The organism is Roseibium sp. MB-4 (assembly GCF_053005265.1).
Window position 1 is genome coordinate 401,578 of the sequence record NZ_JBRKQB010000004.1, and the last position, 25,712, is coordinate 427,289.

The 25,712-nt window shown below is 55.0% G+C and carries 23 protein-coding genes and 1 tRNA gene; 13 read left to right on the forward strand and 11 right to left on the reverse strand.

The window, feature by feature from the left end:
• Positions 1-73: 73 nt before the first annotated feature.
• Complete coding sequence (locus ACVDG4_RS21450) at positions 74-1,639, reverse strand: CYTH and CHAD domain-containing protein (protein WP_447236610.1); 1,566 nt, start codon at positions 1,637-1,639, stop codon at positions 74-76.
• Between the two features lie 398 nt (positions 1,640-2,037).
• On the opposite strand from ACVDG4_RS21450, the gene ACVDG4_RS21455 reads away from it, so the two are divergent.
• A tRNA-Leu gene (locus ACVDG4_RS21455) sits at positions 2,038-2,122 on the forward strand.
• Between the two features lie 196 nt (positions 2,123-2,318).
• On the opposite strand, the gene ACVDG4_RS21460 is transcribed toward ACVDG4_RS21455, so the two are convergent.
• Entirely contained in the window at positions 2,319-4,610 is a 2,292-nt protein-coding gene (locus ACVDG4_RS21460; protein WP_447236611.1) for a hypothetical protein, read from the reverse strand.
• Between the two features lie 816 nt (positions 4,611-5,426).
• Between ACVDG4_RS21460 and ACVDG4_RS21465 the strand changes: the two genes are divergently transcribed.
• The 5 genes from ACVDG4_RS21465 to ACVDG4_RS21485 all read left to right on the forward strand — a co-directional run bounded on the left by ACVDG4_RS21465 (position 5,427) and on the right by ACVDG4_RS21485 (position 8,976).
• A complete protein-coding gene (locus ACVDG4_RS21465) occupies positions 5,427-6,947 on the forward strand; it encodes a M10 family metallopeptidase C-terminal domain-containing protein (RefSeq protein ID WP_447236612.1) in 1,521 nt (506 codons plus the stop codon).
• 151 nt (positions 6,948-7,098) lie between these two features.
• Positions 7,099-7,677 carry a YqaA family protein gene (locus ACVDG4_RS21470; RefSeq protein ID WP_209176232.1) on the forward strand — a complete coding sequence of 193 codons (579 nt, stop codon included), beginning with the start codon at positions 7,099-7,101 and terminating at the stop codon, positions 7,675-7,677.
• Positions 7,678-7,691: 14 nt separating this feature from the next.
• Entirely contained in the window at positions 7,692-8,216 is a 525-nt protein-coding gene (locus tag ACVDG4_RS21475; RefSeq protein WP_447236613.1) for a disulfide bond formation protein B, read from the forward strand.
• Entirely contained in the window at positions 8,213-8,470 is a 258-nt protein-coding gene (locus ACVDG4_RS21480; RefSeq protein ID WP_133952454.1) for a hypothetical protein, read from the forward strand. The genes ACVDG4_RS21475 and ACVDG4_RS21480 overlap by 4 nt, the downstream gene beginning before the upstream one ends.
• Positions 8,471-8,541: 71 nt before the next feature.
• Positions 8,542-8,976, forward strand: coding sequence for a metallopeptidase family protein (locus tag ACVDG4_RS21485; RefSeq protein WP_133952452.1), 435 nt, complete (start codon positions 8,542-8,544; stop codon positions 8,974-8,976).
• Positions 8,977-9,013: 37 nt separating this feature from the next.
• Here ACVDG4_RS21485 and ppa read toward each other — a convergent pair whose 3' ends face one another.
• Entirely contained in the window at positions 9,014-9,553 is a 540-nt protein-coding gene (gene ppa, locus ACVDG4_RS21490) for an inorganic diphosphatase (protein ID WP_133952449.1), read from the reverse strand.
• A 152-nt stretch (positions 9,554-9,705) separates the two neighbouring features.
• A complete protein-coding gene (locus ACVDG4_RS21495) occupies positions 9,706-10,224 on the reverse strand; it encodes a GNAT family N-acetyltransferase (RefSeq protein ID WP_447236614.1) in 519 nt (172 codons plus the stop codon).
• Between the two features lie 517 nt (positions 10,225-10,741).
• Between ACVDG4_RS21495 and ACVDG4_RS21500 the strand changes: the two genes are divergently transcribed.
• A complete protein-coding gene (locus tag ACVDG4_RS21500) occupies positions 10,742-11,131 on the forward strand; it encodes a DUF2794 domain-containing protein (protein WP_306149727.1) in 390 nt (129 codons plus the stop codon).
• Positions 11,132-11,302: 171 nt separating this feature from the next.
• On the opposite strand, the gene ACVDG4_RS21505 is transcribed toward ACVDG4_RS21500, so the two are convergent.
• From ACVDG4_RS21505 to ACVDG4_RS21520, 4 genes are all read right to left on the reverse strand, one after another.
• Entirely contained in the window at positions 11,303-12,067 is a 765-nt protein-coding gene (locus ACVDG4_RS21505; protein ID WP_133952443.1) for a Bax inhibitor-1/YccA family protein, read from the reverse strand.
• Between the two features lie 169 nt (positions 12,068-12,236).
• On the reverse strand, positions 12,237-13,055 hold the full coding sequence (locus ACVDG4_RS21510) for a hypothetical protein (protein WP_420339544.1): 819 nt from the start codon (positions 13,053-13,055) through the stop codon (positions 12,237-12,239).
• Between the two features lie 99 nt (positions 13,056-13,154).
• Positions 13,155-15,737, reverse strand: coding sequence for an ABC transporter permease (locus tag ACVDG4_RS21515; RefSeq protein WP_447236615.1), 2,583 nt, complete (start codon positions 15,735-15,737; stop codon positions 13,155-13,157).
• The gene (locus tag ACVDG4_RS21520; protein WP_209180074.1) at positions 15,734-16,450 is read right to left on the reverse strand and encodes an ABC transporter ATP-binding protein; all 717 of its coding nucleotides are present in this window, start codon (positions 16,448-16,450) and stop codon (positions 15,734-15,736) included. Before ACVDG4_RS21520 ends, ACVDG4_RS21515 begins: the two co-directional genes overlap by 4 nt.
• A 123-nt stretch (positions 16,451-16,573) precedes the next feature.
• Between ACVDG4_RS21520 and ACVDG4_RS21525 the strand changes: the two genes are divergently transcribed.
• The 4 genes from ACVDG4_RS21525 to ACVDG4_RS21540 all read left to right on the forward strand — a co-directional run bounded on the left by ACVDG4_RS21525 (position 16,574) and on the right by ACVDG4_RS21540 (position 21,365).
• A complete protein-coding gene (locus ACVDG4_RS21525; RefSeq protein ID WP_447236616.1) occupies positions 16,574-17,203 on the forward strand; it encodes an arylesterase in 630 nt (209 codons plus the stop codon).
• Positions 17,204-17,261: 58 nt separating this feature from the next.
• Positions 17,262-18,314 (forward strand): aldo/keto reductase, encoded by a 1,053-nt coding sequence (locus tag ACVDG4_RS21530; RefSeq protein WP_447236617.1) that lies wholly within the window; start codon positions 17,262-17,264, stop codon positions 18,312-18,314.
• A gap of 186 nt (positions 18,315-18,500) precedes the next feature.
• A complete protein-coding gene (gene thpR, locus ACVDG4_RS21535; RefSeq protein WP_133952435.1) occupies positions 18,501-19,037 on the forward strand; it encodes an RNA 2',3'-cyclic phosphodiesterase in 537 nt (178 codons plus the stop codon).
• 363 nt (positions 19,038-19,400) lie between these two features.
• On the forward strand, positions 19,401-21,365 hold the full coding sequence (locus tag ACVDG4_RS21540) for a methyl-accepting chemotaxis protein (RefSeq protein ID WP_447236618.1): 1,965 nt from the start codon (positions 19,401-19,403) through the stop codon (positions 21,363-21,365).
• Between the two features lie 9 nt (positions 21,366-21,374).
• Here the strand turns inward: ACVDG4_RS21540 and ACVDG4_RS21545 are convergent, their stop codons facing one another.
• Positions 21,375-22,547: a glycosyltransferase family 4 protein gene (locus tag ACVDG4_RS21545; RefSeq protein ID WP_447236619.1), complete on the reverse strand. Its 1,173-nt coding sequence runs from the start codon at positions 22,545-22,547 to the stop codon at positions 21,375-21,377.
• A gap of 26 nt (positions 22,548-22,573) precedes the next feature.
• Between ACVDG4_RS21545 and ACVDG4_RS21550 the strand changes: the two genes are divergently transcribed.
• Complete coding sequence (locus ACVDG4_RS21550) at positions 22,574-23,413, forward strand: alpha/beta hydrolase (RefSeq protein ID WP_447236620.1); 840 nt, start codon at positions 22,574-22,576, stop codon at positions 23,411-23,413.
• A 41-nt stretch (positions 23,414-23,454) separates the two neighbouring features.
• On the opposite strand, the gene ACVDG4_RS21555 is transcribed toward ACVDG4_RS21550, so the two are convergent.
• Together ACVDG4_RS21555 and ACVDG4_RS21560 are read right to left on the reverse strand one after the other, a co-directional pair.
• Positions 23,455-23,982, reverse strand: coding sequence for a hypothetical protein (locus tag ACVDG4_RS21555; RefSeq protein WP_447236621.1), 528 nt, complete (start codon positions 23,980-23,982; stop codon positions 23,455-23,457).
• A 90-nt stretch (positions 23,983-24,072) separates the two neighbouring features.
• A complete protein-coding gene (locus ACVDG4_RS21560) occupies positions 24,073-24,714 on the reverse strand; it encodes a DNA-3-methyladenine glycosylase family protein (protein ID WP_447236622.1) in 642 nt (213 codons plus the stop codon).
• A 103-nt stretch (positions 24,715-24,817) separates the two neighbouring features.
• Between ACVDG4_RS21560 and gluQRS the strand changes: the two genes are divergently transcribed.
• Complete coding sequence (gluQRS, locus tag ACVDG4_RS21565) at positions 24,818-25,702, forward strand: tRNA glutamyl-Q(34) synthetase GluQRS (RefSeq protein ID WP_447236747.1); 885 nt, start codon at positions 24,818-24,820, stop codon at positions 25,700-25,702.
• The last annotated feature ends 10 nt before the right edge of the window (positions 25,703-25,712 follow it).

Below are 25,712 nucleotides of genomic sequence, written 5' to 3' on the forward strand. Positions count from 1 at the left end.
CATATCAGGCGGAATGCACAACTAGTGTGATAGACAACACGTTCACGGGACATGCCCGCCGATTTGCGATGCCTTACGACCAGAACTTCGGCACATCCTTGGTCGCATCCCAATAGCCCCGGGCGTGCTGCCACATGGCTTGGCTCTGGGCTTCATGCCAACCGATCGTGAATCCGATGGCTTGTCCGGCGGTCAACGCATTCTTGCCGGTCACATTGCTCATTTCGGGAAGGCGTTCTGCCATGGCGACATCATTGAGATAGCCGAAGATATCTTGCAGGCGTTTCATCCGCTTGAGCAGCGGTTTGACGGCATCTTTCGGGTAAAGGCTCCCGAAAAACTCAATGCCATACCGCAGCTTCTTCATGGCTTTGCGCATCTCGTGACGCTCCGGGATGGTCAACTCGTCCAGACGCTTGCCGTATTTGTTGACCTTCTTCCACTGTTTGGCGAGGGCTTGAGCTGCAAAATCCTCAATTGGCTGCGCCAGAAAGCTGCTCTGGTCAAAGTTCTCCGGATCGAGCCATCCCCGGCCTTCCGTGTATGCCGCCAGATCGAGCAGGAACGCGTTCACCTCTGCGGATTTTAGATGGGTGACCAGTGCGGTGCGGGTGTCCTTGCCGCGGGACGCATGAAGATCGGCGAGCAGCGCGTCAAAGGAAATGCTTTGAGGTGCTTTGTCCACGACCGGTTCGACGATCTCGTCAATCAGAACATCGAAATCGCGCAAGGCACCGGCTTCGGCTGCGATGGTTCTGGCCAGCTGATCCAGCGGCGCCATGGTCGCCGGATTGAGGGCTGGCTTGAACAGCCGGAATGCACTGCGAAGCCGGCGCAGGCCAACCCTCAGCTGATGCGGCCCTTCCGGGTCTTCACTAGCGAGAACCGCTAGGCGGTTTTCCGCAATCTGCGTGAGGCAAGACCGCAGCACATCGCGGAAGGCATGTTCCACGGTGATGCCTTGCTCAAACACCACGTTTTCAGCAAAGAAGGGAACGGCTTTTCCGTCCGGTTGGCCTTCGGCGAACCGGTAGCCGCGTTCGGCCTTGCTGTAGGGTGAAAAGCGGAACGGCACATCATTCAAAAGCTGCTTGGCAACATCAAAAAGTGCGGCGCTTGGTCCAGCCTTTAGTTCCATCTCCAGTTCCACCAGCGGATGGCTTTCCGGCCCGGCGAGAATGTTACCCGTGTCGAAGGCAAGTTCGATATGGGCGCCGTCGGTCTCCCGGGTCAGTTGACGCGTTGTGCGCTTCATGACCGTTTCAAAGCACTCGGAAACACCGGCGTCGCCGATCGTCTCGACAAGTTTTGCGCGCACGTCAGCATCTTCAATGACAGAAAAATCGAGCGCACGTCCGGGAACGGCATGTTCGGCCTCAACTGCGGAGGACAGGCCACCCATGACACCTGTTCCCAGCTTTGCGGTTTGCACCCAGCTGCGGCCGGATTTGCGCACACGCAAGGAGATCTTGGCCTGGCGGAGGGCTTGGTCCGGCGTATCGAAATAAATTGATTGTAGGGTCTTGGTGACCGATCGGGAGGCGGCAAAATCCTTAAGTGCGCCAGACCGTTTGATTTCGTCCTGCGCTGCCGGGTCCAGTTCGAGTTTGAGCTCGATTTCACGTGCTGATTTGGTCATGGTGAAGATGTATCGAAAGGTAAAAAGCTTGTCTAGAAAAAGCGCACAATTTGCGCCTTTCTTCGCCGGCAAAATTTCTTAAAGTTGGTCAAGCGCATGCAATCAGCGCGTTGACCTGCGAAATGTTGGAACACCTTGCGGCCCATGATTGCGGTGTGGGCGCCAGAGCCAGAGCCTGTGCTTGTGTCTGCCTCCGTCTCAGATCTCTGATCAAGCGGGTCCAGTGCTTTTTCGCTTCAGATCTGCCGCTCCAACGGTGCAATGATGCTGCGGCTGGTCAAGCCATTAGTGACTTCAGACAGCCCTTCAAATTGATCGTGGATAGTTTGCGGATTTGAGGCGTATCTGTGCTTGCATCGGCACGGGGGCGGTGATATTCACGCACCTCGGTGTCAGTTGCCCCTCTGGCGGAACTGGTAGACGCGCGGGATTCAAAATCCCGTTCCTTCGGGAGTGCCGGTTCGATTCCGGCGGGGGGCACCATTCTCGGCGAGAAACGTTTCGCGCGCCTTCAAGCACTTCCAATATGCTAAAGTCCCAGAAATGGACGCATCTGCGCTCGCATGCTCTGCGTCGGACAGAGACATTCTCGCGCGCTGACCTATTTTCTCTTTTGAGCAAAAAAAACGGCGGCGCGTTGGCGCCACCGTCAGGTTCATTATGCGGGTAATTGTGGACGTTATGGTCCAACAACTCCATCAACAATGATCGTATTGGTTCCCAGCAGTTGGGTTCCGGTGCTGTCATAAGCTTCCAGTGAAATGGAGAAATGACCAGCATCACTTTCAGCTTCCCAATACGTGACCGAGCCCTGTTTTGTTCCATCAAGATTATAATCATTGCCTAGGAACGTGTTGACATACCTCTCGAACGAATTAGCGAACCCATAGTTTTGAGAGTTTTGAGATACGTATGTCGGGTCATTGGAGTCATTTTCGCCAACATTATCGGAGATGATGATATTGGTGCCATTCGCGGAAGTGATTGCATTGAAAAGCGCATTCACTTGGGCGTTGTCGGAAGATTCATACAGCCAGTTTCCGCCGTCCGCTTGATCGAGGACGAGAGTAACAAAAGACTCGCCGTTTTCAGTTGGGTCGACATCAAACACTAGTTTGAACACATAATCAGCTAGTGTGGGTGCGTCGGCATCAGTACCATCAATGTCAGTCGCTATCGAGAAGTCGAAACTCCAGCGAGCTACGTTCTCTGCTCCACCACTACCGCCTGGTTGGTTCCAACTTGGTGCGTCCCAACCAGTTGCATCCAGGTTCTTGTAGATTGAGGTTTCGACTAAATCCGTCGAAGCACTATCTGCGTAGTCACCAACTTTACGCTCCTTGACCTTGATACCGAGTTCAATTTCTTGATCCACAAGCTGAACAATTCGGAACAGATCGTTTGAGTTGCCACTCCCTGCCCACATGTTGCTGCCGTCACTGGCAATGTCATCAAGCTGTCCGGTTGTCAGTTTGATGTTGCCATCTGCTCTGCTGACGCCATTGGCGATGTCCCAGTCCTTGGCAGTTTGAAAGTCGTCAAGGGTGTTTGCATTACCAGATGTGTATGGGCGATCTCCAAAGGCTTGGGCAGAGGTCGTTCTCGGATCACCGAGTGTCGGCCAATCGTAAAGGGAGTCGTCCAAATCTTCGAAACGGCTCTTTATAGGGCCGTCACCCAAGTTTCCAAGCAGATTGTCGTGAAGTGTCTGTTGGCGGCTGGTATAATCACCACTTGTTTTAACGACATCCAGAGACGCTGAGTTTCCAGCTTGGTTCAGATAATCGACATAGTCATTGCCGAGATAGACGAACCGTTCGTTTATGAACACATTGTAGTAATTGGCGCCACCTGCATAAAAGTCGTCGAATGAATCCCACCACGCTTTAAATGCGTCCAAACGGGAACCATTCACGGTAACACCATCAGGTAAGATGGACTTGTTGCCATCAAGCTCTGAGAATGTAAATCCGGCAACAGTGGGGTTGGTTGGGTTTTGGTCAGACTGCCAGACATTCGGGGACTGCAGTGTCTGTTGTTTTATGTTTCCAAAATCGACCCCAGTGATATCGAAAGTTCCGCCAGAACCGAAACCGACTATGTCTATTGTCCCGGAACCAGAGTCCGGGAACAATTGGTTAACTGTAGCACCGGAGATTTTCGCTTCGAAACCATTTAGGTCAATGGTTTTTACGTCTGCAAGATCGAAAGCTTGGCTTCTTTCAGCGTCGTTGCTTGCCGTCACAAAGAGTGTATTGCCGGTTATCGTAATTACAGCATTAGCGCTACTTAAATTTACTAACTCGATTTCGCCGTTTTCAATTGTTGCAACTGGAACAATGGGGGTGCCTGGTGCATCTGGATCTGCAGGAGAGTCATCAGGGTTACCGCTCGGTGTGCCGCTGTTGTTGGGTTGATCGATCGGGTCGCCGGCGGCGTTTTGCGCGCCAGAACGACCTTCGTCAAATCCGATCAAGAGCCAGTGCTCATAGCCGCTGGAGAATGTTCCGTTGGCGATTGCGTCTGCGATGTCTGGATTTGCGGCAAGGTATGCTGCTTCGTCAAAGCCTTCGCTCGTTTGCGAGGCGACAGACGCATTCGGCGACCGGCCTTCGCCGGCACCGTGATTGATGAAGTGCAGGAATGGACTAATGCCGGACGCTGCAACGTCCGGGTTCTGTTCCAGGTAATAGGTCGGATTGAAGATTGCGTTCGGACTGCGACCTTCCGTTTCACCAAATTGGTTGAAGTGGTTGAGCGGATTGATGCCGGCGGCAGCAACGTCGGGGTTTTGTTCCAGATAGAACGATGTGTCGAAATATGGGTTTGGATCTCGGCCTTCTGAAAAACCAAACTGATTGAAGTGTTGCTCAGCGCTCTCAAACAAACCTGCTTCAATCGCAGCAGCAACATCAGGATTTTGGGATAGATAAAAGTCTGAGTCGAATGATGATGTAATAGAAAAAGCCATGAATACCCCCTACTAGCTTTCGCTTGACTAAAAAACTCCGGTACAAACGGGATAGTTGCAGGCTTCAATTATTAAATTTTTTATTAAAATTATCAATATATTAATTAACACGGTAATTACCGGTATTTTGTTGATCAAAATTAAGCTATTGAAATTATTGATAAAATAACTCCTCTTCGCGTAAATTAATTTACCGTAAAGGTTAACAGCAAGCAACTTTTACGCGCAAAGCAGAAAGAAATAGGTTTGATTATGTCACTAGTGACAATAATCGTGCGCTGCTTGAAGTGTTCATCAAAATACTAAGGCTTCTCCTGTAATTTGTTAGCCGGTGAACAAGTGGCCATCCCTGGTTGTCAAAACTGGCTGCCGGCAAATATCTGATTGATTTCGAAAGACTGGACAAAGTGCCAAGCACTGAAATCCTTGGTCCCTGTGATGCTAATGTCCCGTTGATGAATGAAGCTTTGGCTTTTCGTTTGATGTAGCAACCGGGCCCTGTCGACCCCAACCATCTCGTCTGCCAGAAAACATCCGAGCATGCCGGTGCTGGCCGCCGCTGAAGTTCGGTGGCCAGGGCCACGCTTATGCCTAAGCAATTGTAAATGTAAATAACGAAATTTTAGTATTAATTTCAAGTTAATTGCATGTTCAAAAAATATTAATGACGTTCCAACAAACAAAAAATACTAGAATTTCGATTCAATAATTTTTACCACCTGCCGCGCATACTGCCCTCAAAAGCAAATAACAAGCTAATGCGTCAAATATTCAAATAAACAGGGGCGGTGTATTCATTTCACCGAATGAAAACCTATGTGCGGACTTTGTCACAGTGCTCTTTGTGACGGGATTGAGCATGCCCAAGACGGTACATTTGCCGCCGCTGCAGCATCGGGTCCCGGTGGCACCACTTCCCTCAACTATATCATCGGGCAGTTGAACCGCGGCGATTACAGCTGGGGCGGTATTGCTGTTGTGACCTATTCTTTCGCCAAGGTACTTCCAAGTTATGCGAAGGGCCTGGACGAGTACGACGGGTTCAATAGTTTCAACAGCCAGCAGATGGACATGGCGCGGCTAGCCCTGGAGGCATGGTCTGATGTTGCCGACATAACCTTTCAGGAAAGCAATTCGTATTTCGCGCCGATCCGGTTTGCCAACTCCGATACGTTGGCGGACTATTCGGCGGCCCATGCCTACCTTCCGGGATTTTCCTCTTGGGCCGGTGATGTCTGGGTGAACAGTGACTACGCTTATAATACGGCTCCGGAAATCGGGAATTATGGCTACAAAGTCCTGGTTCACGAGATTGGCCATGCCATCGGCCAGCCGCATCCGGGTGACTACAACGCCAGCGGCGGCAAGCTGAGCTATCAGAACAACGCCGCTTATGCCGAAGACAGCGCTCAGTATTCGATCATGTCATATTGGGATGAGAGCCATACGGGCGCTGATTTCGGAAATGCTTTTGCCCAGACCCCGATGCTTCACGATATCTTGGCTATCCAGGCAAAGTACGGCGTGAACATGTCGACGCGGACTGATGACACGGTTTACGGATTCAATTCCAACACAGAGTCACCGATTTACGATTTCAGTCAGAACACTGCGCCAGTCTTTTCGATCTGGGACGCAGACGGAACAGATACGATTGATTTCTCTGGCTATTTCGTCGATACGGTCATCAATCTGAACGAAGGCGGCTTTTCGAGCGCTGCCGGCCTCACAAACAACATCTCGATCGCCTATGGCGCAGTCATTGAAAACGCGATTGGTGGTGCGGGAGATGATGTCATCATCGGCAACCAGTGGGACAACCTTGTTGATGCCGGTGCTGGAAGCGACGTGTTCGTCCTTAACCATAGTAGTTCTTCAGCAGACACCTACGTCTTTGACAATGGTGAGACCATTGTGTTCAGCAATCACGGTACGGACCGGCTGACCAATGTCGAAACCATTTCTTATGCCGACGCTGACCTCGATGTTATCGCGCAAACGCAGATTTCAATCCTCGAATATGCCGCGAGTTATGAGGATGTCGAAGAGGCATTTGGTACGGACGAAGAGGCACTCTTTGACCACTTTGTCGAGTTCGGTTTGACCGAAGGCCGGACGATTGATTTCTCCGCCCTTGATTACATCGCCTCGCATGAGGATTTGATCGAGGTCTTCGGGGCAGATGCGGAAGCTGGCGCCCGGCACTACATCGAATTTGGCCGGGCTGAAAATCGGGAAATCACCTTTGACAGTGCGGCGTTCCTTGAGGCGAACCCGGAGTTGGTTCAGCTTCAGGGCCAAGAGGTCAATGCTGCGAAAATGTTCATAGAGATGTAATCACCGGACGGGTGCCGCGGTTGGCATTCGTTGAAATCCATAGCGCAGCTCGCGCCACGTCAGTGCTGGTTTGTTTACCCTTGGTTTCAAACCGTTCCCAGCCTGAATTTCGTTAGGTGACTTTTTGCATTGCAGCAGGTATGGAGGCGTCATGATCAGACGCCTTTATGACTGGACCCTGTCCCTTGCTGCCGGACCTCGCGCACCTACCGCGCTGGGGTCGGTTTCGTTTGTTGAAAGCTCGTTCTTTCCGATCCCGCCGGACATCTTGTTGATCCCGATGGTCATTGCCCGGCGCGAGAAGGCCTGGTGGTATGCGCTGCTGTGCACGCTGACCTCTGTTGCCGGTGGTGTGTTCGGCTATTTCATCGGCATGTTTCTGTTTGAACAGGTTGCACAGCCGGTGCTCGCGTTCTACGGCAAACTCCACTACGTCGAGGAATTCCGCCATATCTTCGCCGAGTGGGGCTGGTGGTTCGTGTTTATCGCCGGTGTGACCCCGTTTCCCTACAAGGTGATTACAGTTGCCTCCGGGGCTGCAGGTCTAAGCCTGCCAATCTTTATTCTTGCAAGCATTGTCTCCCGGGGGATCCGGTTCTTCATCGTCGCTGGGCTCTTGTATTTCTTCGGCCCGCCGATCAAGGACTTTATCGAGAAACGCCTCGGTCTTATGTTCACCGTGTTCGTCGTGCTTCTGGTCGGCGGTTTCGCCGCGCTGAAGTTTATCTAAGCAAAGAGGATCCGATGTCCGCTGAAAAACTGGCGCAGTCGTTGACACTCCTGCTATTGGCCGGTGGCCTTGTGGTGATTGGAACGGCTTGGGGATATCAGCTGATTGGCGGTTATGTCCCCTGCAAGCTGTGTTTGGAGCAGCGAATTCCTTTTTATATCGGGTTGCCGATGGCCCTTGTTTCATTGGCTGCCTTGGTGACTGGTCGCAAAGGGATTGCCGCGATCCTGTTGCTGGGTGTTGCGGTTGTGTTCGCATATGGAGCTGGCCTCGGGATTTATCAGGCCGGAGCGGAATGGCAGTTCTGGGATGGCCCGAATGATTGCGGCGGGGGCGCTGCTGCTCCGGCATCCGCTTCCAACATGCTGCAAGCCTTGCAATCGACCCGGGTTGTCAGCTGCACGGAAGCCAGCTGGCGGATGCTGGGCCTGTCCTTTGCCGGGTGGAATGCTGTTGCATCTGCCGGGTTGGCCGGACTTGGGCTTCTTGCTGCCGGAATTTTGAAATTCCGGGTCCCCATGGCAAAGTCACCGGCATGAGCACGTCAAAACACAAGGCCGATCAGGAAAGGCGCGACGAGGCGCTGAGAGCGATTGACCGCGCGCAAGCGGAAAGCGAAACGGTTGTTGGCTCGACCTTTGTTCGCATGGCCGATCGTGCGCGGGACCATATGAGCGCGGCCGATAAGGATGCCGATGACCACATCGAAGTCTGGGGCACGCGCATCGGACGGTCGCTTGGGTTGATGTTTGCAATTGGTCTGGTGATTTACCTTGCCGTTACCTACCTGTAAGTAATCTTCCAACTGAGTTGGGAGGCTCGCGAAAAAGGAAATACAGCGCTCACTGGAGCCTGGAACAAAATATGGCGTCAATTCATCCAATCAGTCGAAGCCACTGGACCGACCTCAAAGCGCCGGACCTGAAAGACTTTGAGGCAATGGCCAGCGAAACACTGGCAACCATGCCGGACGATCTGCTGCTTCGCTGCGGCAATTTGCAGATCACACTTGCCGAATACGCACCTGATGATGTTCTCGATGCACTGTCGATCGAAGATCCGCACGACCTTCTAGGGTTGTTTGAAGGTGTCGGCTTGGACGAGGGCGAAGAGCTGTCCCATACTGGGCAAATGCCAAATCGTATCTGGCTCTTCCGCCGGCCCATTCTGGATTATTGGGCCGCAATGGACGAAACGCTCGGAGATGTGGTCGCCCATGTGCTTATCCATGAGATCGGTCACCATTTCGGTTTGAGCGATCAGGACATGGAGCGTCTTGAGGCCGCTGCCGACAGATGATGCAGCGGCGGCAGCCTCAAGGATAGTCGGGCTGCATTTATTCGGCAGCTTCCGTCTTGGCGCGCTCGATTGATTCCACAATCATGCGTTTTGCAGCTTCTGCGCCTTCAACACCCGTCACTTTCACCCATTTGCCAGGTTCCAGATCCTTGTAGTGCTCGAAGAAGTGCTTAACCTGGTCGATGGTGATTTGCGGCAGGTCGGTAATGTCCGAAACATTGTCGTAGCGCTTGGTGATCTTGTGGCTTGGCACCGCAATGATCTTTTCATCCTGGCCGGACTCGTCTTCCATCAGGAGAACACCAATCGGACGGCAGGTCATGATGGCGCCAGGTACAACAGGGCGCTGGTTGACGACAACCACGTCGATCGGATCGCCATCGCCGCAAAGCGTGTGCGGGACGAAGCCGTAGTTCCCTGGATAGCGCATGGGCGTGTAGAGGAAGCGGTCGACATACATCGCGCCTGCTTCTTTATCCATCTCATACTTGATCGGTTCACCGCCAACGGGGACCTCAACAATTACGTTGATATCTTCCGGCGGGTTTTTGCCAATCGGCACGGCGTCAATACGCATCTGTGAACTCCTGTTGGATCGTTGCGCCGTCTATCGCAATCCGAAGGCAGAAGTTCAAGTCTTTAGTTTTGCATTGCACCTAATTGATTAATGGCCCGGAAGTGGCGCGGGCGTACCAGATCCTTACCTTAGAAAGCATAATGGTGAGCCTGTCAGAGCGTTCGCCTCGGCCAGATGTAGATGAGCAATTCGAGTCGTCTACCGCCGATCCGGTGCCATGATTTCCCGGCGATTTGGCCTCCCACCGCACGATAGAACTCCCGGGCAGGCGTGTTGTCGCTGAGCACCTGGACGGCAAGCCCTGAGCCATGTTGCTCGAGGAATGATGCCCGGATGTCTTCAAAAAGCCTGCGGCCGAAACCCAGGCCCTGATACTCCGGTTTGAGATAAAGTTCGTATATCTCTCCATCCATGCTGGTATTCGTTAGCCGGCACGGGCCAAAGGTGGCATATCCGGCCGGAACATCAGCAACGGATAGGATCTTGATGTTGACGCCGCGCGCCAGAGCTCCGCGCCACCAGTTTTCGCCCCGCCTTGAGACCATTCGCTGAAGGTCAAGGCCATGTAACACGCCGCGATAAGCGCCGAGCCAGGCTTCGCTATGGATGTTGGCAAGCGCTTCGCAGTCTGCCGGTCTCGCCGCACGAAGATCAATCAGGTCAAGAGTCATCTTGGGAAAAGAATACTACAAGGCGTCCGCAGGGGAAGCTTGAAACGTTTTCGGTTCGGGAAAACTGCCGGAATTCTTGAGACTGGCCGTCAAAGGTGCCCGGTAATGAAAAGGGCCGGCGTGTTGCCGGCCCTTCAGTTGCCCTGATGTTTGACTCAAAAAATCTGGTCGCTCTACATTCACCACGGGGGGCTGGGGGGCTATTGCATACCGCGGTGCCCGTAGACCGTTCCCATCAAGGTATGATGCTAATATGGGTGTGCTTTTTGGCTGGCCAAGGGCTGGAATGCGGCGAAAACATGAAAATTTTGGTATTCTTTCTTGAAAAGTTGCCCAAGCGTCAGTTTTTGATGTTTTTCGGTCACGATTGATGAATGAAAGCAACAGTTTCTCAGCTTTCTACCGGCCTGCACTTGCAATTCGCGGCGAACCACGACCATCATGACATCTGGATGACATGCACCAAGCAAATGCTGACGGCAGCGCAAGGTGCAAGGCGGTTCAAAAGGGAGGCGGAATGAGCGAAGCCGATGATAGCGCATCTCAGCACAGCCGGAGCTTGAGCCTCAACGGACCTGGGCATAAAGCTCCTCCCTCCTTACCAGTGGTGTCCTTCAACCGCCGGGAACTCGATGTCATCCTCAGGCTCTATGGCCGCATGGTCGCCGATGGTGAGTGGCGGGACTATGCAATTGACATTCTGAATGACAGGGCTGTTTTCTCAATTTTCCGCCGCGCCTCTGAAATGCCTCTTTATCGCATCGAAAAGGATCCTAAACTTGCGCGGCGGCAGGGCGCATATTCGGTCGTCGCGACTGGTGGCATGATCCTGAAACGTGGCCACGATCTTGCGCAGGTTCTGAGAGTTCTGGAAAAGAAAAAGCATCTACGGGTCGTCGACGCCTGACACAGGGCGCACGGCTCGAAACCCGGAGCGGTCTCTACTAAACTCGAGGTCGCCGCTTGCCCGTTTTTCACGTGCTGACCATCTGAGATTTGGAAGCGACATCTTTTGTCAAAAGACAACAAAAAGCCCGGCGCAATGGCCGGGCTTTCTACATTTATGATGGTGCGCAGATTATTCGCGGTTGCCGAACAGCTGCAGCAGCATCAGGAACATGTTGATGAAGTCGAGGTAGAGACGCAGAGCGCCCATCACGGACTTCTTGGTGGCAACTTCACCGGAATCGCCCTCGTAGTACATTTCCTTGATTTGCTGTGTGTCGTAGGCAGTCAAGCCAGCGAACACCAGAACACCAATCACGGAAATCGCGAACTGAAGCGCGGAAGATCCGAGGAAGATGTTCACCAGGGAGGCGATCACGATACCGATCAGGCCCATGAACAGGAACGAACCCCAAGCGGACAGGTCCTTCTTCGTGGTGTAGCCGAAGATGCTCAGCGCACCGAACGACGCTGCGGTAATGAAGAACACGCGCGCGATCGATCCGCCGGTATAAACCATGAAGATCGAGGATAGGGATACACCCATCAGGGCGGAGTAGACGAGGAACATCGTCCGAGCGGTTGACGCGCTCATGGACTGGATCCGGAACGAGAGCCAAAGCACCATGCCGAGCGGCGCCAGCATGACCACCCATTTGAGCGGTGAGGCAAAGATGGCGTTGCCGAGCGGTGTCAAACCTACGATCGAGCCAGCGTCGTTGGTCACGACGGACATCATGTAGGTACCGATGGCAAAGAAACCGGTCAGCGCGAGGCCGAACGTCATGTAGTTGTATACGCCCAGCATGTAGGCGCGCAGGCCCTGATCGATGCCGGCCTCGGCACGAGCGCCGGCAACCGAGTAAGCGCCTTGAGATTGGCGGTCAAAGGTCGACATGGTCTTAAGATTCCCCTTCGTTCAAAACTTGTGCGCGCAGGGAATCCTGCAGCACAGCTCCCTCAACATATGGGAGAATACGGACCCTAGCACAAGATGACTTTCCTGAAAAAATCGCAATCTTTCTGCTACGGCCCGTATTTCCGGCCCTTATGATTAAGAAGAGTTCTTATTTCATGGCTTTAAGACGGCTTTCGATCTGCCGATCGCAAGTGCCTTGTGGCCAGCGGAAGATTTCTTCTGCCTTGAAATCCATAACTTCTTTTGTGGTGTCGCGCATGACTTCCGGCGTTACGCCCGGCTTGAACCACTGAAGAACGCCATAATCGCCGCCAGCATCCGTGAAAAACGCCAAGGGTTTGCCGTCTTCCATGATCCCGACACGGCCCACGCGAACATCTTCGACGGTCACATTGCGCGCGTTTCCATCAATGGTCAGCTTGGATTTGGTCAGGCGGAGTTTTTTTCCGGCAGATTGCGGTGTGCCGGTCCAGGTGCCGCCGGTCAGCCTGTTGCCCTTGTTTTCAACCGAGAGGCAAGAATTCTTGTAGTTCGGGATCGACAAACGGTTCGCGGAAACCTCGATCGGGTCCTTACCCTTTTCAGAGATGGTGTATTTCATCTCATGCTCCCCGGTCCGATAAACGCGGATGCCGACCGGGGTGAAGCCGCTGTCACCGATTGAGCGGGTGAAGAAATCAAACTGGTTGGCGTCATTGGTTCCCGCGCGGCGGTAAAGCCAGCGCTTCGGCAGGCCGTCTTCCCAAACCAGCCAGTCGCTGACAACGAGGCCGCGCTTGCCAGCCGGATCATTCAGCTGCCAAACGCCGGTGTGAAACGGGCTTTCAGCTTGAGCGGCCGGCACGGCAGACAGCATGGTCAAAGCCGCAATTGAGGCTGCTAGAGTGGTCTTAAACATGGAATTCAAACGATAGCCCGGCATTTCGGAGTGCCCCTTCAAGAGATAAATCTCTCTTCCGATATCCAAGATAACCGCAGGACGCAAGGCGCGCCGGATGTAATGCGGCGCACATTTGCGGTCAGTTTGATGAAATTTTTCTGACGGTTAACACGGTCTTTGGCCACATCAGAGGTTTCTAAGAACCGGTGCAGGTTTTTCGCCAAGAACGCGCCAGGTTCCGATCAGGCCGAACCCGACAGTCAGGACAAGCGCAATTAGGGCAGCACTGAACGCCGTGACCGGCAGCAGTGTAAAGGTTCCGCCCATGATCGCAGTGATGACATACCAGGCAGCAATGCCGCCCGCCAAAACGGCAAACACGGCTGTGACAAGGCCAAGGATCGCATATTCGAGGCCATAGGCCAGGATCAGCCGCGTTCGTGTGGCGCCAATGGTCTTCAAGATGACAGCGTCATAGATGCGGCTGCGATGCCCGGCGGCGAGTGCGCCTGCTAAGACAAGAATGCTGGCAATCAGCGTGATGGAGGAGGCGCCGCGGATCGCCCATGCGAGCTGAGCCACGATGTTGTTCACCTGGGAGATCGCATCTTTCACGCGGACGCTGGTGACGGTCGGAAAGCTGCTGGAGACGGTCTTCAACAAGGCCAACTCGGTGTCTGTCTGGACGTTATCATCCCAGCCAAGGGTCATCAGATGTGCATGAGGCGCCCCAGCAAAAGTGTTGGGCGAGAACACCATGACGAAGTTGATGCCAAGCGACTGCCATTCCACGTCCCGCGTATTCGCAATCTCTGCGGAGATTTCGCGACCAAGAACGTTCACAGAAACGGTGTCGCCGATCTTGAGGCCGAGGTCTGTTGCAGCCTCCGCGTCAAAGGAGACCAGTGGAGGCCCGGAATAGTCCTGCGGCCACCATTCACCGGTCGCCAGTTCCGAGTTCGGCGGGAGCGTAGCCTCGTAAGTGATGCCGCGGTCGCCGCGCAGGACCCAGTCGGACCCTTCTTGGGCGGGCACGAAATCATCGCTGCTGATGCCGTTGAGGCTGACAATCCGGCCGCGCAACATCGGCACACTTTGAAGGTCTGCGTTTGGAGCTTCGTCGCGTAGCAGGGTTTCGAAGGCGTCCCGCTCGTGGCTTTGAATGTCGACAAAGAAGAAGCTAGGTGCCTCTCCAGCGATGGTCGCAGTCAGTTCCCGGCGGAGGTTTCCATCAATCAGGGTCAGGGCGACCAGCAGGGAGAGGCCCAAGCCAAGAGACAGAACGACGGACGGCGTCAGGGCACCAGGACGGTGAATGTTGGCAATCGCCAGCCGCAACTCTGTGGAGCGGACCGGAGGCAGGCGTTTGGCGAGCCACATGATGATCCGTGCCACAACCACCAAAAGCACAAAAGCCCCGGCGGACGCTGCGATATAGATCGTGGCAATTCGCTTGTCATAGGCCAGCAGGATGGCGATGGACGCAAGGACGACCACGGTGAGAGCCGTGGCGAACAAATAGCGTTTGCGGGGCCATTTGGAGCCTGCCGCCACAATATCGCGGAACAGGGCGGTAGGTGGAACGTCATGAGCCCGGCCAAGCGGCCAAAGCGCGAAAGCCAGCGCTGTCAAAAGACCATAGACAAGGCCCAGGCCCAGTTCGCTTGGATAGATGCCGACCGCAAGTTTGACCGGAAGAACATTGGAAAGCGCAGCACCAGCGGCAAACGGGATCATTGCTCCAATGACCAGCCCGATGCCAATCCCGATAAGGGCAAGCGCCAGCATCTGAACCAGATAGATCTGGAAGACGAAGCCGCCGGTTGCGCCCAGGCACTTGAAGCTTGCAATGACTTCCCGTTTTGTTTCCAGGAAGGCCCGGACCGCATTGGCAACGCCAACGCCACCCACAACGAGAGCTGTGAGACCAACAAGCGTCAGAAATTGTGCAAACCGGTCGATGCTGCGCTGAAGGCCGGGAGATGCGTTGGCTCTGGAGCGCACCCGCCAACCGGCATCAGCTTCGGTTTGTTCCGCTACTTCCTCGATCTGTTTAAGCTCGCCGATGCTCGGCGCGGGATCCATGCGAACCCGGTAATGCCAGCGGACCAAACTGCCCGGCTGAACGAGACCAGTTGCGCCGATGGCCTCGGTGGAGATCATCAGCCGGGGGCCGAACTCCATTCCGCCCGCGAGTTTGTCGGGCTCAGTTTCAATGACGTCTGTGATTTCAACACTCGTGCGGCCAAGCTCAAGTGTGTCACCAACTTCAACATCAAGACGGGCCAGCAGGGCCAGTTCGGCCACAGCTCCCCAGCGACCGTTACGCTGATCCAGTGCGTCCACAAGGCTTTGCCCTGATTGCAGCTCGAGCGCGCCATAGAGCGGATAAACATCATCGACCGCCTTAAGCTCTACAAGCGCCTGGTCTGCCGTGTCTGCGCGTCGGGCCATTGCGCGCAATGTCGCGACTTCCGAAACTGCACCGAGACTGTCGATATAGCTCCGCTCGTCCTCATTCACTTGACGATGAACCAGACGGAAGGACAGATCGCCGCCCAAAATGGCTTGGCCTTCCTGGGAGATCCCTTCGGTCAAGGCTCGGGAAACCGAGGTCACACCGGAGATTGCGGCCACCCCAAGCGCGATACAGGCAATGAAAATGTAAAAGCCCTTCAAGCCGCCGCGCAGTTCGCGCAGGGCAAACCGGAGGGCGAGGCGGAAGGTCTGGTTGTTGCGGCCAAGCTCGCCGGACACAAATCCGCTCATGCGGACACCTGTTCTTGCGTTGCGGCCAGATTTTGGGTGGTTTCTTCTATTTCGCCCGAGCGGACCCGGATGACCCGGTCACATTTTTCGGCAAGGGCCGGATCGTGCGTCACAAGAACCAGCGTGGTTTTGCGGTCGCGCTGCGCAGAGAACATCAGGTCGACGATCTGTGCGCCGGTGCTTTCATCCAGGTTCCCTGTCGGCTCATCTGCGATCAGGATTTCCGGCTCCACGACGAGCGCGCGCGCAACGGCGACCCGTTGTTGCTCTCCGCCGGACATCTGTGCTGGATAGTGGTGCATGCGTTTTCCAAGACCAACAGCCTCAAGCTCTGCCTGGGCCTTCTTGAAGGCGTCCGCATCGCCGGCGAGTTCAAGCGGCACTGCGACGTTTTCCAGCGCCGTCATATTCGGGACAAGGTGAAACGACTGAAAGATGATGCCGACATTGCGGCCTCTAAACAGCGCCAGTTGGTCTTCTGAAAGTCCGCCGAGTTCTGATCCGGCAACGACAACGGACCCCTCATCGGCGCGTTCCAGTCCGGCCATCACCATGAGGAGGGTCGATTTGCCCGAGCCGGATGGTCCGACCAGGCCAACGGATGTGCTCTTTCCGATCTCCAGATCAATACCCTTCAGGATGTGAACCTGTCCGGCCCCTTCTCCAAGGGTCAAGTGGACATTTTTCAGGGCAATGGCTGGTGTCGTCGTCATCTTTGGGCCTTTATAACGGTCATATGTTGGCCGTTCTGGCCATCACATGCCCTCGACAAGTGGTCACTTTGCGACCATATGGGCCTGTTGTGCCAAGTCTTCCAGTCAGGAAAGTGTATTAGAGTGTATCGTTTCTTTCTGTTGTTCATGCTGCCTCTGTTGTGGTTGGGAACCAGCACTGCAAAAGCCGCTGATCTAAAGCTCGTTGTGCTGGGAGACAGTTTGTCCGCCGGTTATCAGCTGCAGGCCGGGGAGGGCTTTCCGGAACAGCTGCAAAAAGCGCTCGATGCACGCGGGCATTCTGTGGACGTCGTCAATGCCGGTGTTTCCGGTGACACCTCCTCCGGTGGACTTTCCCGGCTCGACTGGTCGGTAGGAACTGACGCTGACGCGGTCATCGTCGAGCTTGGAGCCAATGATGCCCTTCGCGGCATTCAGCCGGACCTGACACGGAACAACCTCACACAAATCGTGAAACGCCTGACCGATAAGGACATTGCGGTGCTTGTTGCGGGCATGCTCGCCCCACGCAATCTTGGTGAGGACTATGCTGCCTCCTTCGACCCGATCTACAAAGACATCGCCGAGGCCCATGGCGCATTGCTCTATCCGTTCTTTCTGGAAGGTGTTGCGCTGAACCCGGATCTTAATCTCGCCGATGGCATTCACCCGAATGCGGAGGGCGTTGGCGTCATTGTTGAAAACATTCTGCCGACGGTCGAAGAGTTGCTGGTACAAGCCTCCAAAAAGTAGCATTCAGACATCTCTGATCCTGCCGAACACAAATTACCTGTAAACAAGGATATCCCTCATGGAACTGCGCACGCTTGGCCGCACGGATATAAAGGTCAGCGCATTGTGCCTTGGCACAATGACCTATGGCGAACAAAACACGGAAGCCGAAGGTCATGCTCAAATGGATTATGCCCTGGAGAAGGGGATCAATTTTTTCGATACAGCCGAGCTCTATGCAATTCCGCCAAAGAAGGAAACGCAGGGGCGGACGGAACGGATCATCGGCACATGGTTTAAAAAAACCGGCAACCGGGACAAAGTCGTTTTGGCGACCAAGGTTGTCGGCCGGACCGGCATGGATTGGTTCCGCGAGCACGGCAAAGGCGCCAGCCTGACACGTGCGGAAATCGAATTTGCGGTCGACCGGAGCCTGAAAAACCTTCAGACCGACTACATCGACCTTTACCAGATCCACTGGCCGGATCGGAACATGAGCAACTTCGGCGCTAATCCGGCGCGCTGGGCTCCGCCGGAGCTGCATGAAGACGAGAACAGCATCGAAAGCACGCTGGAAGTGATGGCGGACCTGGTGAAAAGCGGCAAGGTCCGCCACATCGGGATCTCCAATGAGAGCTCCTGGGGCACCATGCGCTATGTTGCGGCCTCCGAGCACCTTGGTTTGCCGCGGGTCGCCTCGATCCAGAACACCTATAATCTGGTCAACCGCACTTTCGAAACCGGATTGGCAGAGATCGCCCAACGGGAAAGTGTTGGCTTGCTTGGATACTCCGCGCTCGCGCAAGGCTATCTGACGGGCAAGTACAGGAATGGCGCAATGCCGGCTGGCTCCCGCAAAGTGCTGTTTGACCGCCTGCAACGCTATGAGCACCCGCGGTCGATCGAAGCCTATGACGCCTATTTCAATCTGGCAGATGAAGCCGGCCTCGATCCGGCACAAATGGCGATTGCCTTTGCCAAGTCCCGTGACTTCATGACGTCCGTCATTCTTGGGGCAACGCGGATGGATCAGCTGGAGAATGACATTGCTGCTGCTGATGTGACGTTAAGCAGCGACGTCCTTGAGAAGATCGACGCGATTCATCAGGAATTCGGCAACACCGCGCCGTAACTGACGTTCACGTTTTCAAAAGAATCAAACTACAGTCTCCCCCTCGAGCCGGGCAAGGAATTGCCCGGCTCGAAATCTCTCTCCACACAAAAACTGCATTGTCTTCAAAGTGTTGGTTTTTTGTCTTGCCAATTTCATCAAGTTGATTCCTGATGGGGACATCAGCGTTTGGCGGAGGGAACACCTATGCCGCGGCTTTTTACAGGCCTTGAGATTCCGTCTGAGACGGCCCTCATGTTGTCCATGCTCCGGGGAGGCCTTCGGGGCGCCCGCTGGATCGATCCGGAAAACTATCACATCACTCTGCGCTTCATTGGCGATATCGATGATCGCACGGCGGATGAAGTGGTTGATGCACTCGACCGGATCCGCCGCGATCCCATTGAGATCAGACTTGATGGCCTTGGGTCCTTCGGCAACGGCAAGCCACACGCGGTCTGGGCCGGTGTGCAGCTGACATCGGCTTTGTCTGAGCTTCAAAGCGAGCAAGAGCGCATCCTGCAACGGCTTCACTTGCCGGCAGAGAGGCGCAAGTACGTGCCTCATGTTACTCTCGCCCGCTGTAAAACATCCAACAATGAAGATGTTGCCAAGTGGTTGTGCGAGCGCGGTAACTTCCAGGCTCCGCCATTTATTGCAGGCCGGTTCGTCTTGTTCTCTGCAAAATCAAGTGTTGGTGGCGGGCCATACTTGGTGGAAGAAGCTTACCCACTGGCAGCTTGAGTGTTGCGCGAAGGTCCGATCTGCGGGTTTGCGGATCGGATGTCCAGCGGAAGCGCGAGATTTAGCCTCGACCCTGTGAGATCGCGTCAGTGACGAAGCTTCCGTGGACGCGAATTGTGACCGTCAGACATTTTCCGCTGAGTTTTGATTGATAATTCGGAATTTGGTTTGCTGGCTTAGTATTTAACCGTATTCATCATCTTTTGGTTGTAGTTTGAAAAAATTTTCAATCGGAATACATTCAAATTTTCAGTTTTCAGAGATCAGTCGTAAAGGAAAATTAATTCGTTTTGCTTCTTCTGTACTTACCTTTCGTGAGTTGTGTAATGCATCTTACGGTAATAAAAAAGAGTCTGTGCAATCATGAAGTCAATCACCAATCTGTCGATCGCCGCGCGAGTGGGCAGTCTGTCGGCCATCACCGTTGTTGCAATCGTTCTCCTGTTTTTTGTCGCCCGGCATAGCCAGGAGCTTGTCAGCACTGAAAATGATCGCCTCGCTGAATACTCCCAGATGGACTATTACGTGTCCCAGGTGCTGGCGAAGGCGCAAGACATGCGGCGGTTGGAAAAGGACTTCCTGCTGACGAAGGATGAAACGCTAACAGCCACCTATGATGAGCGGTACGGCGAAGCTGTTGAATTCCTGAAGCTTACCGCAGAAAAACCGGAAGCTGCCGATCAGATGCCGGTGATCGAAAGCCTTGAGAGTACGCTGGCACAGCACAAAGCAGATTTCGATGCGATTGTGGCTCAATCGAAAGAGATGGGGCTGGACGAAAAAGTCGGCCTGAAGGGCGAACTCCGCGGCGCGGTACATAACGTTGAAGAGCGCCTAAAAGCAGCGAACCTCGATGCACTGACCGTCAAGATGTTGATGATGCGCCGCCACGAAAAGGACTTCATGCTACGTGGCGCCGACAAATACATTGGCCGGATTGATGACCGGCGCAGTGAATTTGCAGAAATGCTTCCCAACAGCGGTTTGCCGGACGCAGAGCAAAAAGAAATCAGCGCCCTTCTCGATGCATACCATGCCACTTTCAAGAAATATGCTGAAAAGGCCCAGTTCATTGATGCGCAGGTCGCAGCCGCTGACGAGACGTTTGCGAAGATCATGCCGGATTGGTCAAAGCTGTCCGAAGCCGCTTATCTCGGCAAGCAGGCTGCCAGTGCCGGTCTCGACTCTGCGCGCAGTTTCTCGAACAACCTCTTCCTTGTGATCGGGTCGATCAGTTTGATCCTGGCGATTGGTCTCGGTTGGCTGATCGGACGCAGCATCACACGCCCGATCAAAGACCTCACCGGAGTCATGAATGAATTGGCGGGTGGCAACAACGATGTGACTGTCGGCTATGCTGACCGCGGCAATGAAATTGGCAGCATTGCGCGTGCCGTAGAAGTCTTCCGTGCAAACGCCATCCGGACCTTGGAGCTTGAACAGGAGCAACAGGATCGCACGGCGCGGGCCGAAGAAGAAAAACGCGCGTTGATGGAGAATCTGGCAAGCCAGTTCGAAGCTTCCGTGGGTGCAATCGTGGAGCGTGTTTCCAGCACCGCTGCCAATCTGGATCAGAGCGCACAGACCATGGCACGTGTCTCGGAAAACACTAGCGAACGCGCTGAAGTGGCAGCGTCAGCCTCTGCCCAGACGACAGAAAATGTCTCCGTCGTTGCGTCCGCTGCTGAGGAAATGACCGCGTCAATCAGCGAGATCAATGAGCAAATCATCCGTGCGTCCGCTGCTTCCAAGAGCGCGGCTCAGGATGTGACCGGCACCGCTACCCAGATGGAAACACTTGCCAACATGGCCGACCGCATCGGCGAAGTTGTATCGATGATTTCCGATATTGCCGAGCAGACCAACCTCCTCGCACTGAACGCGACCATCGAGTCCGCCCGCGCCGGTGAGGCCGGGAAGGGTTTTGCGGTTGTTGCCAGCGAAGTGAAGGCACTTGCGAACGAAACGGCCAAGGCAACGGAAAACATTTCGGAGCTGGTGACCGAAATTCAGGCGGAAACAAAAACAGCCGTCGGCTCCATTGCGAAGATCGGTGATGTCATGCGCGATCTCGAACAGTCCTCGACCGCGATCGCGTCCGCCATGGAAGAGCAGGGTGCAACCACCCAAAGTGTTGCGGAGAATGTTGCCCAGGCTGCGAACGGTACTCGGGACGTCTCGGACAGCATCGCGGTTGTGAAAGACGCATCAGTGGAATCCAGCCATGCCACGCATGCGGTTCAGTCCAGCATCAATGATCTGACCGAACAGTCCAATTTGCTGCGCGATGAAGTGAACCGCTTCCTCGGCCAGATCCGGGCGGCTTAAACGGAACGGTCAGCGATCCAGCAGCTTGGCATAAACGTCGAGTGTCTTGGCGCACATTGTTTCAACGGTAAAATTCCGGCTCGCGTGGGTCAGGCCCCGGCCTGTCAATGCGAGCCGGTCTTCTGGTGATAGTGCAAGCGCAGTCTTGATCGTCGAGGCCAGCGCATCGCTGTCACCAGGCGGAACGCGCCATCCGGTGCGGTCTTTTTCTGCAGCATCGGGCGGTGCCAGCACGGTTTCGGGCACTGCGCCAAGGTCAGAAACGATGACTGGAACACGGGCAGCTTGTGCTTCAACAGCGGCTCGGCCGAAGGCTTCCGGTTCGATCGAGGCAACAACAGCCAAATCGGACAGCGCCATGGCCGCCGGCACGTCTGTGCAATGGCCGACCAGCCGGACCTGATCCTGCAGGTTCCAATCGGCAATCAACTGCTTCAACTCTGCCACATAACCGTCTCGGCCTTGAGCATCGCCGGCAAGAATGGCAATCGGTGCCGTTACTCCGGACGCCTTCAGTGCGCCCATGGCCTCGATCAACACCCTCTGGCCTTTCCAGCTCGTCAAGCGGGCCATGTTCATAATAATCGGACGGCCAGTGGGAACGCCCCAACTGTCTTTCAGGGCCTGCCGGCGAAGGGCACTGACGTTTTCCGGCGCAAGCCCCTTCAAATCCGAGCCGCGATGGATCACGGTGATGCGGTCTTTCGCAAAGGGGTGCCGGCCTGAAATGAGGTTGGCGATGTATTTTGAGTTCGCAATGACGGTGTCGCCGCGGGCCATGATTGAATTGTAAAGCCCTTTGACCGCATTCGATTGGCTGTAGCTGCCGTGATAGGTGGTGACGAACGGAATGTGTGTCCGCCGGGCGGCAAAGAGCGAAGACCAGGCCGGAGCCCGGCTTCGGGCGTGAATGATGTCAACGTTCTGAGCGCGGATCAGATCGCTCAACAAGCCTGCATTTTTCCAAAGAGTGATCGGATTTTTTGATTTGACCGGCAATGTGAAATGCTGGGCACCGATGTCTTCCAGCTCGCGCACCATCTGCCCGCCCTGGCTGGCTACGAGTGCGGTTCCACCTGCAGCGATAAGAGCGCGGGCAATGTCGACAGTGGTGCGTTCCGCGCCCCCGGAGTTCAGATCGGGGATCACTTGCAGTACGGTTGGGGCGGTGGGCAGGGACACCAGCAGGGCTCCGGGCGGTCTTTTAAATGACGGATGGCTGTGCCAAAGGACACCAGCAGAAGAAACTGAAAGAGAGCCATAGTATGGGCGCGGCGGAACCGCAATTCATTGAGGTCGGAAAAAACGGTCAGAGGCGGAAAATCGCTGTCCGGAAAGAAGCAGGAAGATCGCCCGGTCTCATGTGGCTGTCGGGTTTCAAGTCTGACATGAGCGGAACCAAAGCCGAGGCCCTGTCTGCATTTGCTCGGGAGCGAGGGCAGGAAACGGTTCGCTTTGACTATTCCGGGCACGGACTATCGGAAGGCGCATTTGAAGAGGCGTGCGTGTCCGATTGGCTGGAGGAAGCCGAGGCGGTGTTCGACACCTGCACGGGCGGCGAAACCATCCTTGTCGGCTCATCCATGGGCGGCTGGATTGCTCTTATCCTGGCTCTCTCACGCAAGGAAACAAGCCGGATCAAGGGTTTGATTTTGATCGCGCCAGCGACTGACTTTACGGAAGAGCTGATGTGGAAAGAGCGGTTCTCGGACGATATACGTGCGGCTATCTTGCAGGACGGACGCTGGGAGCAGCCGTCCGACTACAGCGATGATCCCTATGTCATCACCCGCAAGTTGATCGAAGACGGGCGGTCTCATTTGCTGTTCGGCAGCTCTCTTCAGATCGGGGTGCCGGTGACGATCCTGCAAGGTGCGCTGGATCCGGATGTTCCACTTGGTCATGCGGAACGGCTGGTGCAGGCTCTGCCGCAGGATGATGTCACGTTTACAGTCGTGCCGGACGGTGATCACCGTTTGTCGCGGCCGGAAGATATCGAGTTGCTGATCCGGTCTGCCGCCTCCATGAGTGGGGCCGTGTCCTCCTAAACGCCCTTGGGAGCGGCTTGCGGATTTCGATTGGCGGCGCCTTAGCGGCCTTGAATGACTTCCTTCTCGCAATCCAGAAGGTGAATGGTCATCTCTGTGTAGAGGCTGAACTCGCTCACCTTCGATGCTCGACCGCGCAGGAACATTTCAACATCATTGGATGCGTAGTTGGCCGCACTGGTTTTTCGCAAGAAACAGCTGCAACGGGGCGCATCCATATTGCTTTTGCTCTCACACAAGGCGGAGTGTTCGCTTGGCTGACCTGAGCCACCGGACGTTCCGTCTGCCGTGCAAATTTGACGTAGTTCATCCAACTTGGCGAGTGCCTGCGCAGACAGGCGGCCCGGTTCGTTGGCGTAGTAAAATGAGAGATCGACGTTGGAAAGATTTGTGTCCAGTGACTTGGTGAAAATGCAGCCGCATTGGTCTGCCGAGAGGCCCAGCTCAGTCTGGCAGGCGTTCGACATTCGTGCCCATCTGTTTTCAGACGCTGAGAGCGGTTCGCTGGCAAAAGCGGGTGTCAGGACAAACCCAAATAGAATCGCGAAGAAACAGACAATAGTTCTCATTGCACCACCGAAACCTCACTAGAGCCCTTGCCATGAAGCCTTAGCGCAGAAGTCTTTACGGGCGATGTATCCCAGATCGATGGTTTCCGATTAGACCGGCAGGGTTTCCTTGCCCTGTTTTTGAACACGATACCAGGCCCAGAACAGCCGTGCTGCGACGCCTCTGTTCGGTGCCCAATCCAAGGCAATCCGGTCTAGTGTTTTTAAATCCGGCTTTTCATTGAGTTCGAACGCGTCGCGAACAGCGATTTGAAGGGCAAGGTCTCCACTTGGAAAAATATCCGGGTGACCTGCGCAAAAGAGAAGAAATATGTCGGCCGTCCATCGCCCGATCCCTTTGATCTCGCACAATTGGGTGTGCGCGTATTCGGCTGGGGCAGTTGCCAGCCCCGCCAAATCGAGGCCGTTCTGACACGCTGTTGTTACGGCGCGTAGAGTTCTGATTTTGGGTTTGGACAAGCCAACTGCGGCCAGATCCTCATCGCCAAAGCAGGACAGGTTCTCAGCGGTCAATGGCGTGACCAAGGTCTGCAAGCGGGCAAAGATTGCGCTCGCGCTGGCAACGGAGACCTGCTGGCCGGTGATGATGTGCGCCAATCCTTCAAAGTCAGCTGGCCGACGGCGCAGGGGCAAAGGACCTGCAATCTCAGAAATGCTCTGCAAGCGTGGATTTGCAGTAAGAAGCTCCGAAAGCCCCCGGTTCAAGTCATCTTCTGTGTGAATTGGCTTCATCACGGGACTTCGACGATCTCCAAGCTTGCGCAAGGGTAATGGAATGATAGGAACGGTTAGCCGTAAAAGACCCGCAGCTTCCAATCAACCGTTCTCAAACTTCATGACTGAGCCCGTCTTTCGTTTCGCGCCTTCTCCGAATGGACATCTGCATCTTGGCCATGCCTTGTCGGCCTTGCTCAATGCCCGGGCGGCTGTGGCATTGCATGGCCGGTTCCTGGTGCGCGTTGAAGACATCGACCAGATCCGGTGCACGCCTGAGCTGGAACGGGATATGTTTGAGGATCTGGCGTGGCTTGGGGTTCCGCTTGATGAGCCGGTGCTGCGTCAGTCGGAAGCCTTTCCGCACTACCGCTCGGCGCTGGAAAAGCTTCAGGACCTGGGGCTGGTCTATCCGGCCTATATCACGCGGGCCGAGATCAAGCGCTTCGTCGCGGGTCACGAAGAAAAGGGCAGCGCTTGGCCACGGGATCCGGATGGCGCGCCGCTTTATCCTGGAGACGATGCGGTTCTAAGCGAAGCGGAAAGGCAAGAACGGTCTCAGAGTGATGCGCCCTTTGCGCTCCGGCTTGATATGAAGGCCGCTCTGGAACGCATCGGAGAACCGCTCACCTGGCAGGAGTTTGGCGCGGAAGGGCATGCGTTGTTCGAACCAGCGAAATCCATCGCTGTGGATGCTGCAGCCTGGGGAGATGTGGTTCTGGCCCGGAAAGACACACCGACGAGTTATCACCTCTCCGTTGTCGTCGATGACGCGCGTCAGGGGATCACGGATGTACTGCGCGGCCAGGATCTCTATGCAGCAACAAGCGTCCACCGCGTTCTGCAAAAATTGCTGGACCTGCCGGAGCCGCGCTACCGCCACCACCGGCTGATCCTTGGAGACGATGGCCGTAAGCTGTCCAAGTCAAACCAGGACACAAGCCTGCGATCCTTGCGGGACGCCGGCGCGACCCATGCGGATCTTCGCAAGCGTATTGGGCTCTAATGCTCCGCCC

Coding starts and splice junctions, on each gene's coding strand:
- ppa (WP_133952449.1), bottom strand. CDS start 9,553: ATGCGTATTGACGCCGTGCCGATTGGCAAAAACCCGCCGGAAGATATC.
- ACVDG4_RS21555 (WP_447236621.1), bottom strand. CDS start 23,982: ATGAGAACTATTGTCTGTTTCTTCGCGATTCTATTTGGGTTTGTCCTG.
- thpR (WP_133952435.1), top strand. CDS start 18,501: ATGCCGCGGCTTTTTACAGGCCTTGAGATTCCGTCTGAGACGGCCCTC.
- ACVDG4_RS21530 (WP_447236617.1), top strand. CDS start 17,262: ATGGAACTGCGCACGCTTGGCCGCACGGATATAAAGGTCAGCGCATTG.
- ACVDG4_RS21515 (WP_447236615.1), bottom strand. CDS start 15,737: ATGAGCGGATTTGTGTCCGGCGAGCTTGGCCGCAACAACCAGACCTTC.
- ACVDG4_RS21495 (WP_447236614.1), bottom strand. CDS start 10,224: ATGACTCTTGACCTGATTGATCTTCGTGCGGCGAGACCGGCAGACTGC.
- ACVDG4_RS21505 (WP_133952443.1), bottom strand. CDS start 12,067: ATGTCGACCTTTGACCGCCAATCTCAAGGCGCTTACTCGGTTGCCGGC.
- ACVDG4_RS21470 (WP_209176232.1), top strand. CDS start 7,099: ATGATCAGACGCCTTTATGACTGGACCCTGTCCCTTGCTGCCGGACCT.
- gluQRS (WP_447236747.1), top strand. CDS start 24,818: ATGACTGAGCCCGTCTTTCGTTTCGCGCCTTCTCCGAATGGACATCTG.
- ACVDG4_RS21550 (WP_447236620.1), top strand. CDS start 22,574: ATGACGGATGGCTGTGCCAAAGGACACCAGCAGAAGAAACTGAAAGAG.
- ACVDG4_RS21540 (WP_447236618.1), top strand. CDS start 19,401: ATGAAGTCAATCACCAATCTGTCGATCGCCGCGCGAGTGGGCAGTCTG.
- ACVDG4_RS21465 (WP_447236612.1), top strand. CDS start 5,427: ATGTGCGGACTTTGTCACAGTGCTCTTTGTGACGGGATTGAGCATGCC.
- ACVDG4_RS21475 (WP_447236613.1), top strand. CDS start 7,692: ATGTCCGCTGAAAAACTGGCGCAGTCGTTGACACTCCTGCTATTGGCC.
- ACVDG4_RS21520 (WP_209180074.1), bottom strand. CDS start 16,450: ATGACGACGACACCAGCCATTGCCCTGAAAAATGTCCACTTGACCCTT.
- ACVDG4_RS21500 (WP_306149727.1), top strand. CDS start 10,742: ATGAGCGAAGCCGATGATAGCGCATCTCAGCACAGCCGGAGCTTGAGC.
- ACVDG4_RS21450 (WP_447236610.1), bottom strand. CDS start 1,639: ATGACCAAATCAGCACGTGAAATCGAGCTCAAACTCGAACTGGACCCG.
- ACVDG4_RS21460 (WP_447236611.1), bottom strand. CDS start 4,610: ATGGCTTTTTCTATTACATCATCATTCGACTCAGACTTTTATCTATCC.
- ACVDG4_RS21480 (WP_133952454.1), top strand. CDS start 8,213: ATGAGCACGTCAAAACACAAGGCCGATCAGGAAAGGCGCGACGAGGCG.
- ACVDG4_RS21485 (WP_133952452.1), top strand. CDS start 8,542: ATGGCGTCAATTCATCCAATCAGTCGAAGCCACTGGACCGACCTCAAA.
- ACVDG4_RS21560 (WP_447236622.1), bottom strand. CDS start 24,714: ATGAAGCCAATTCACACAGAAGATGACTTGAACCGGGGGCTTTCGGAG.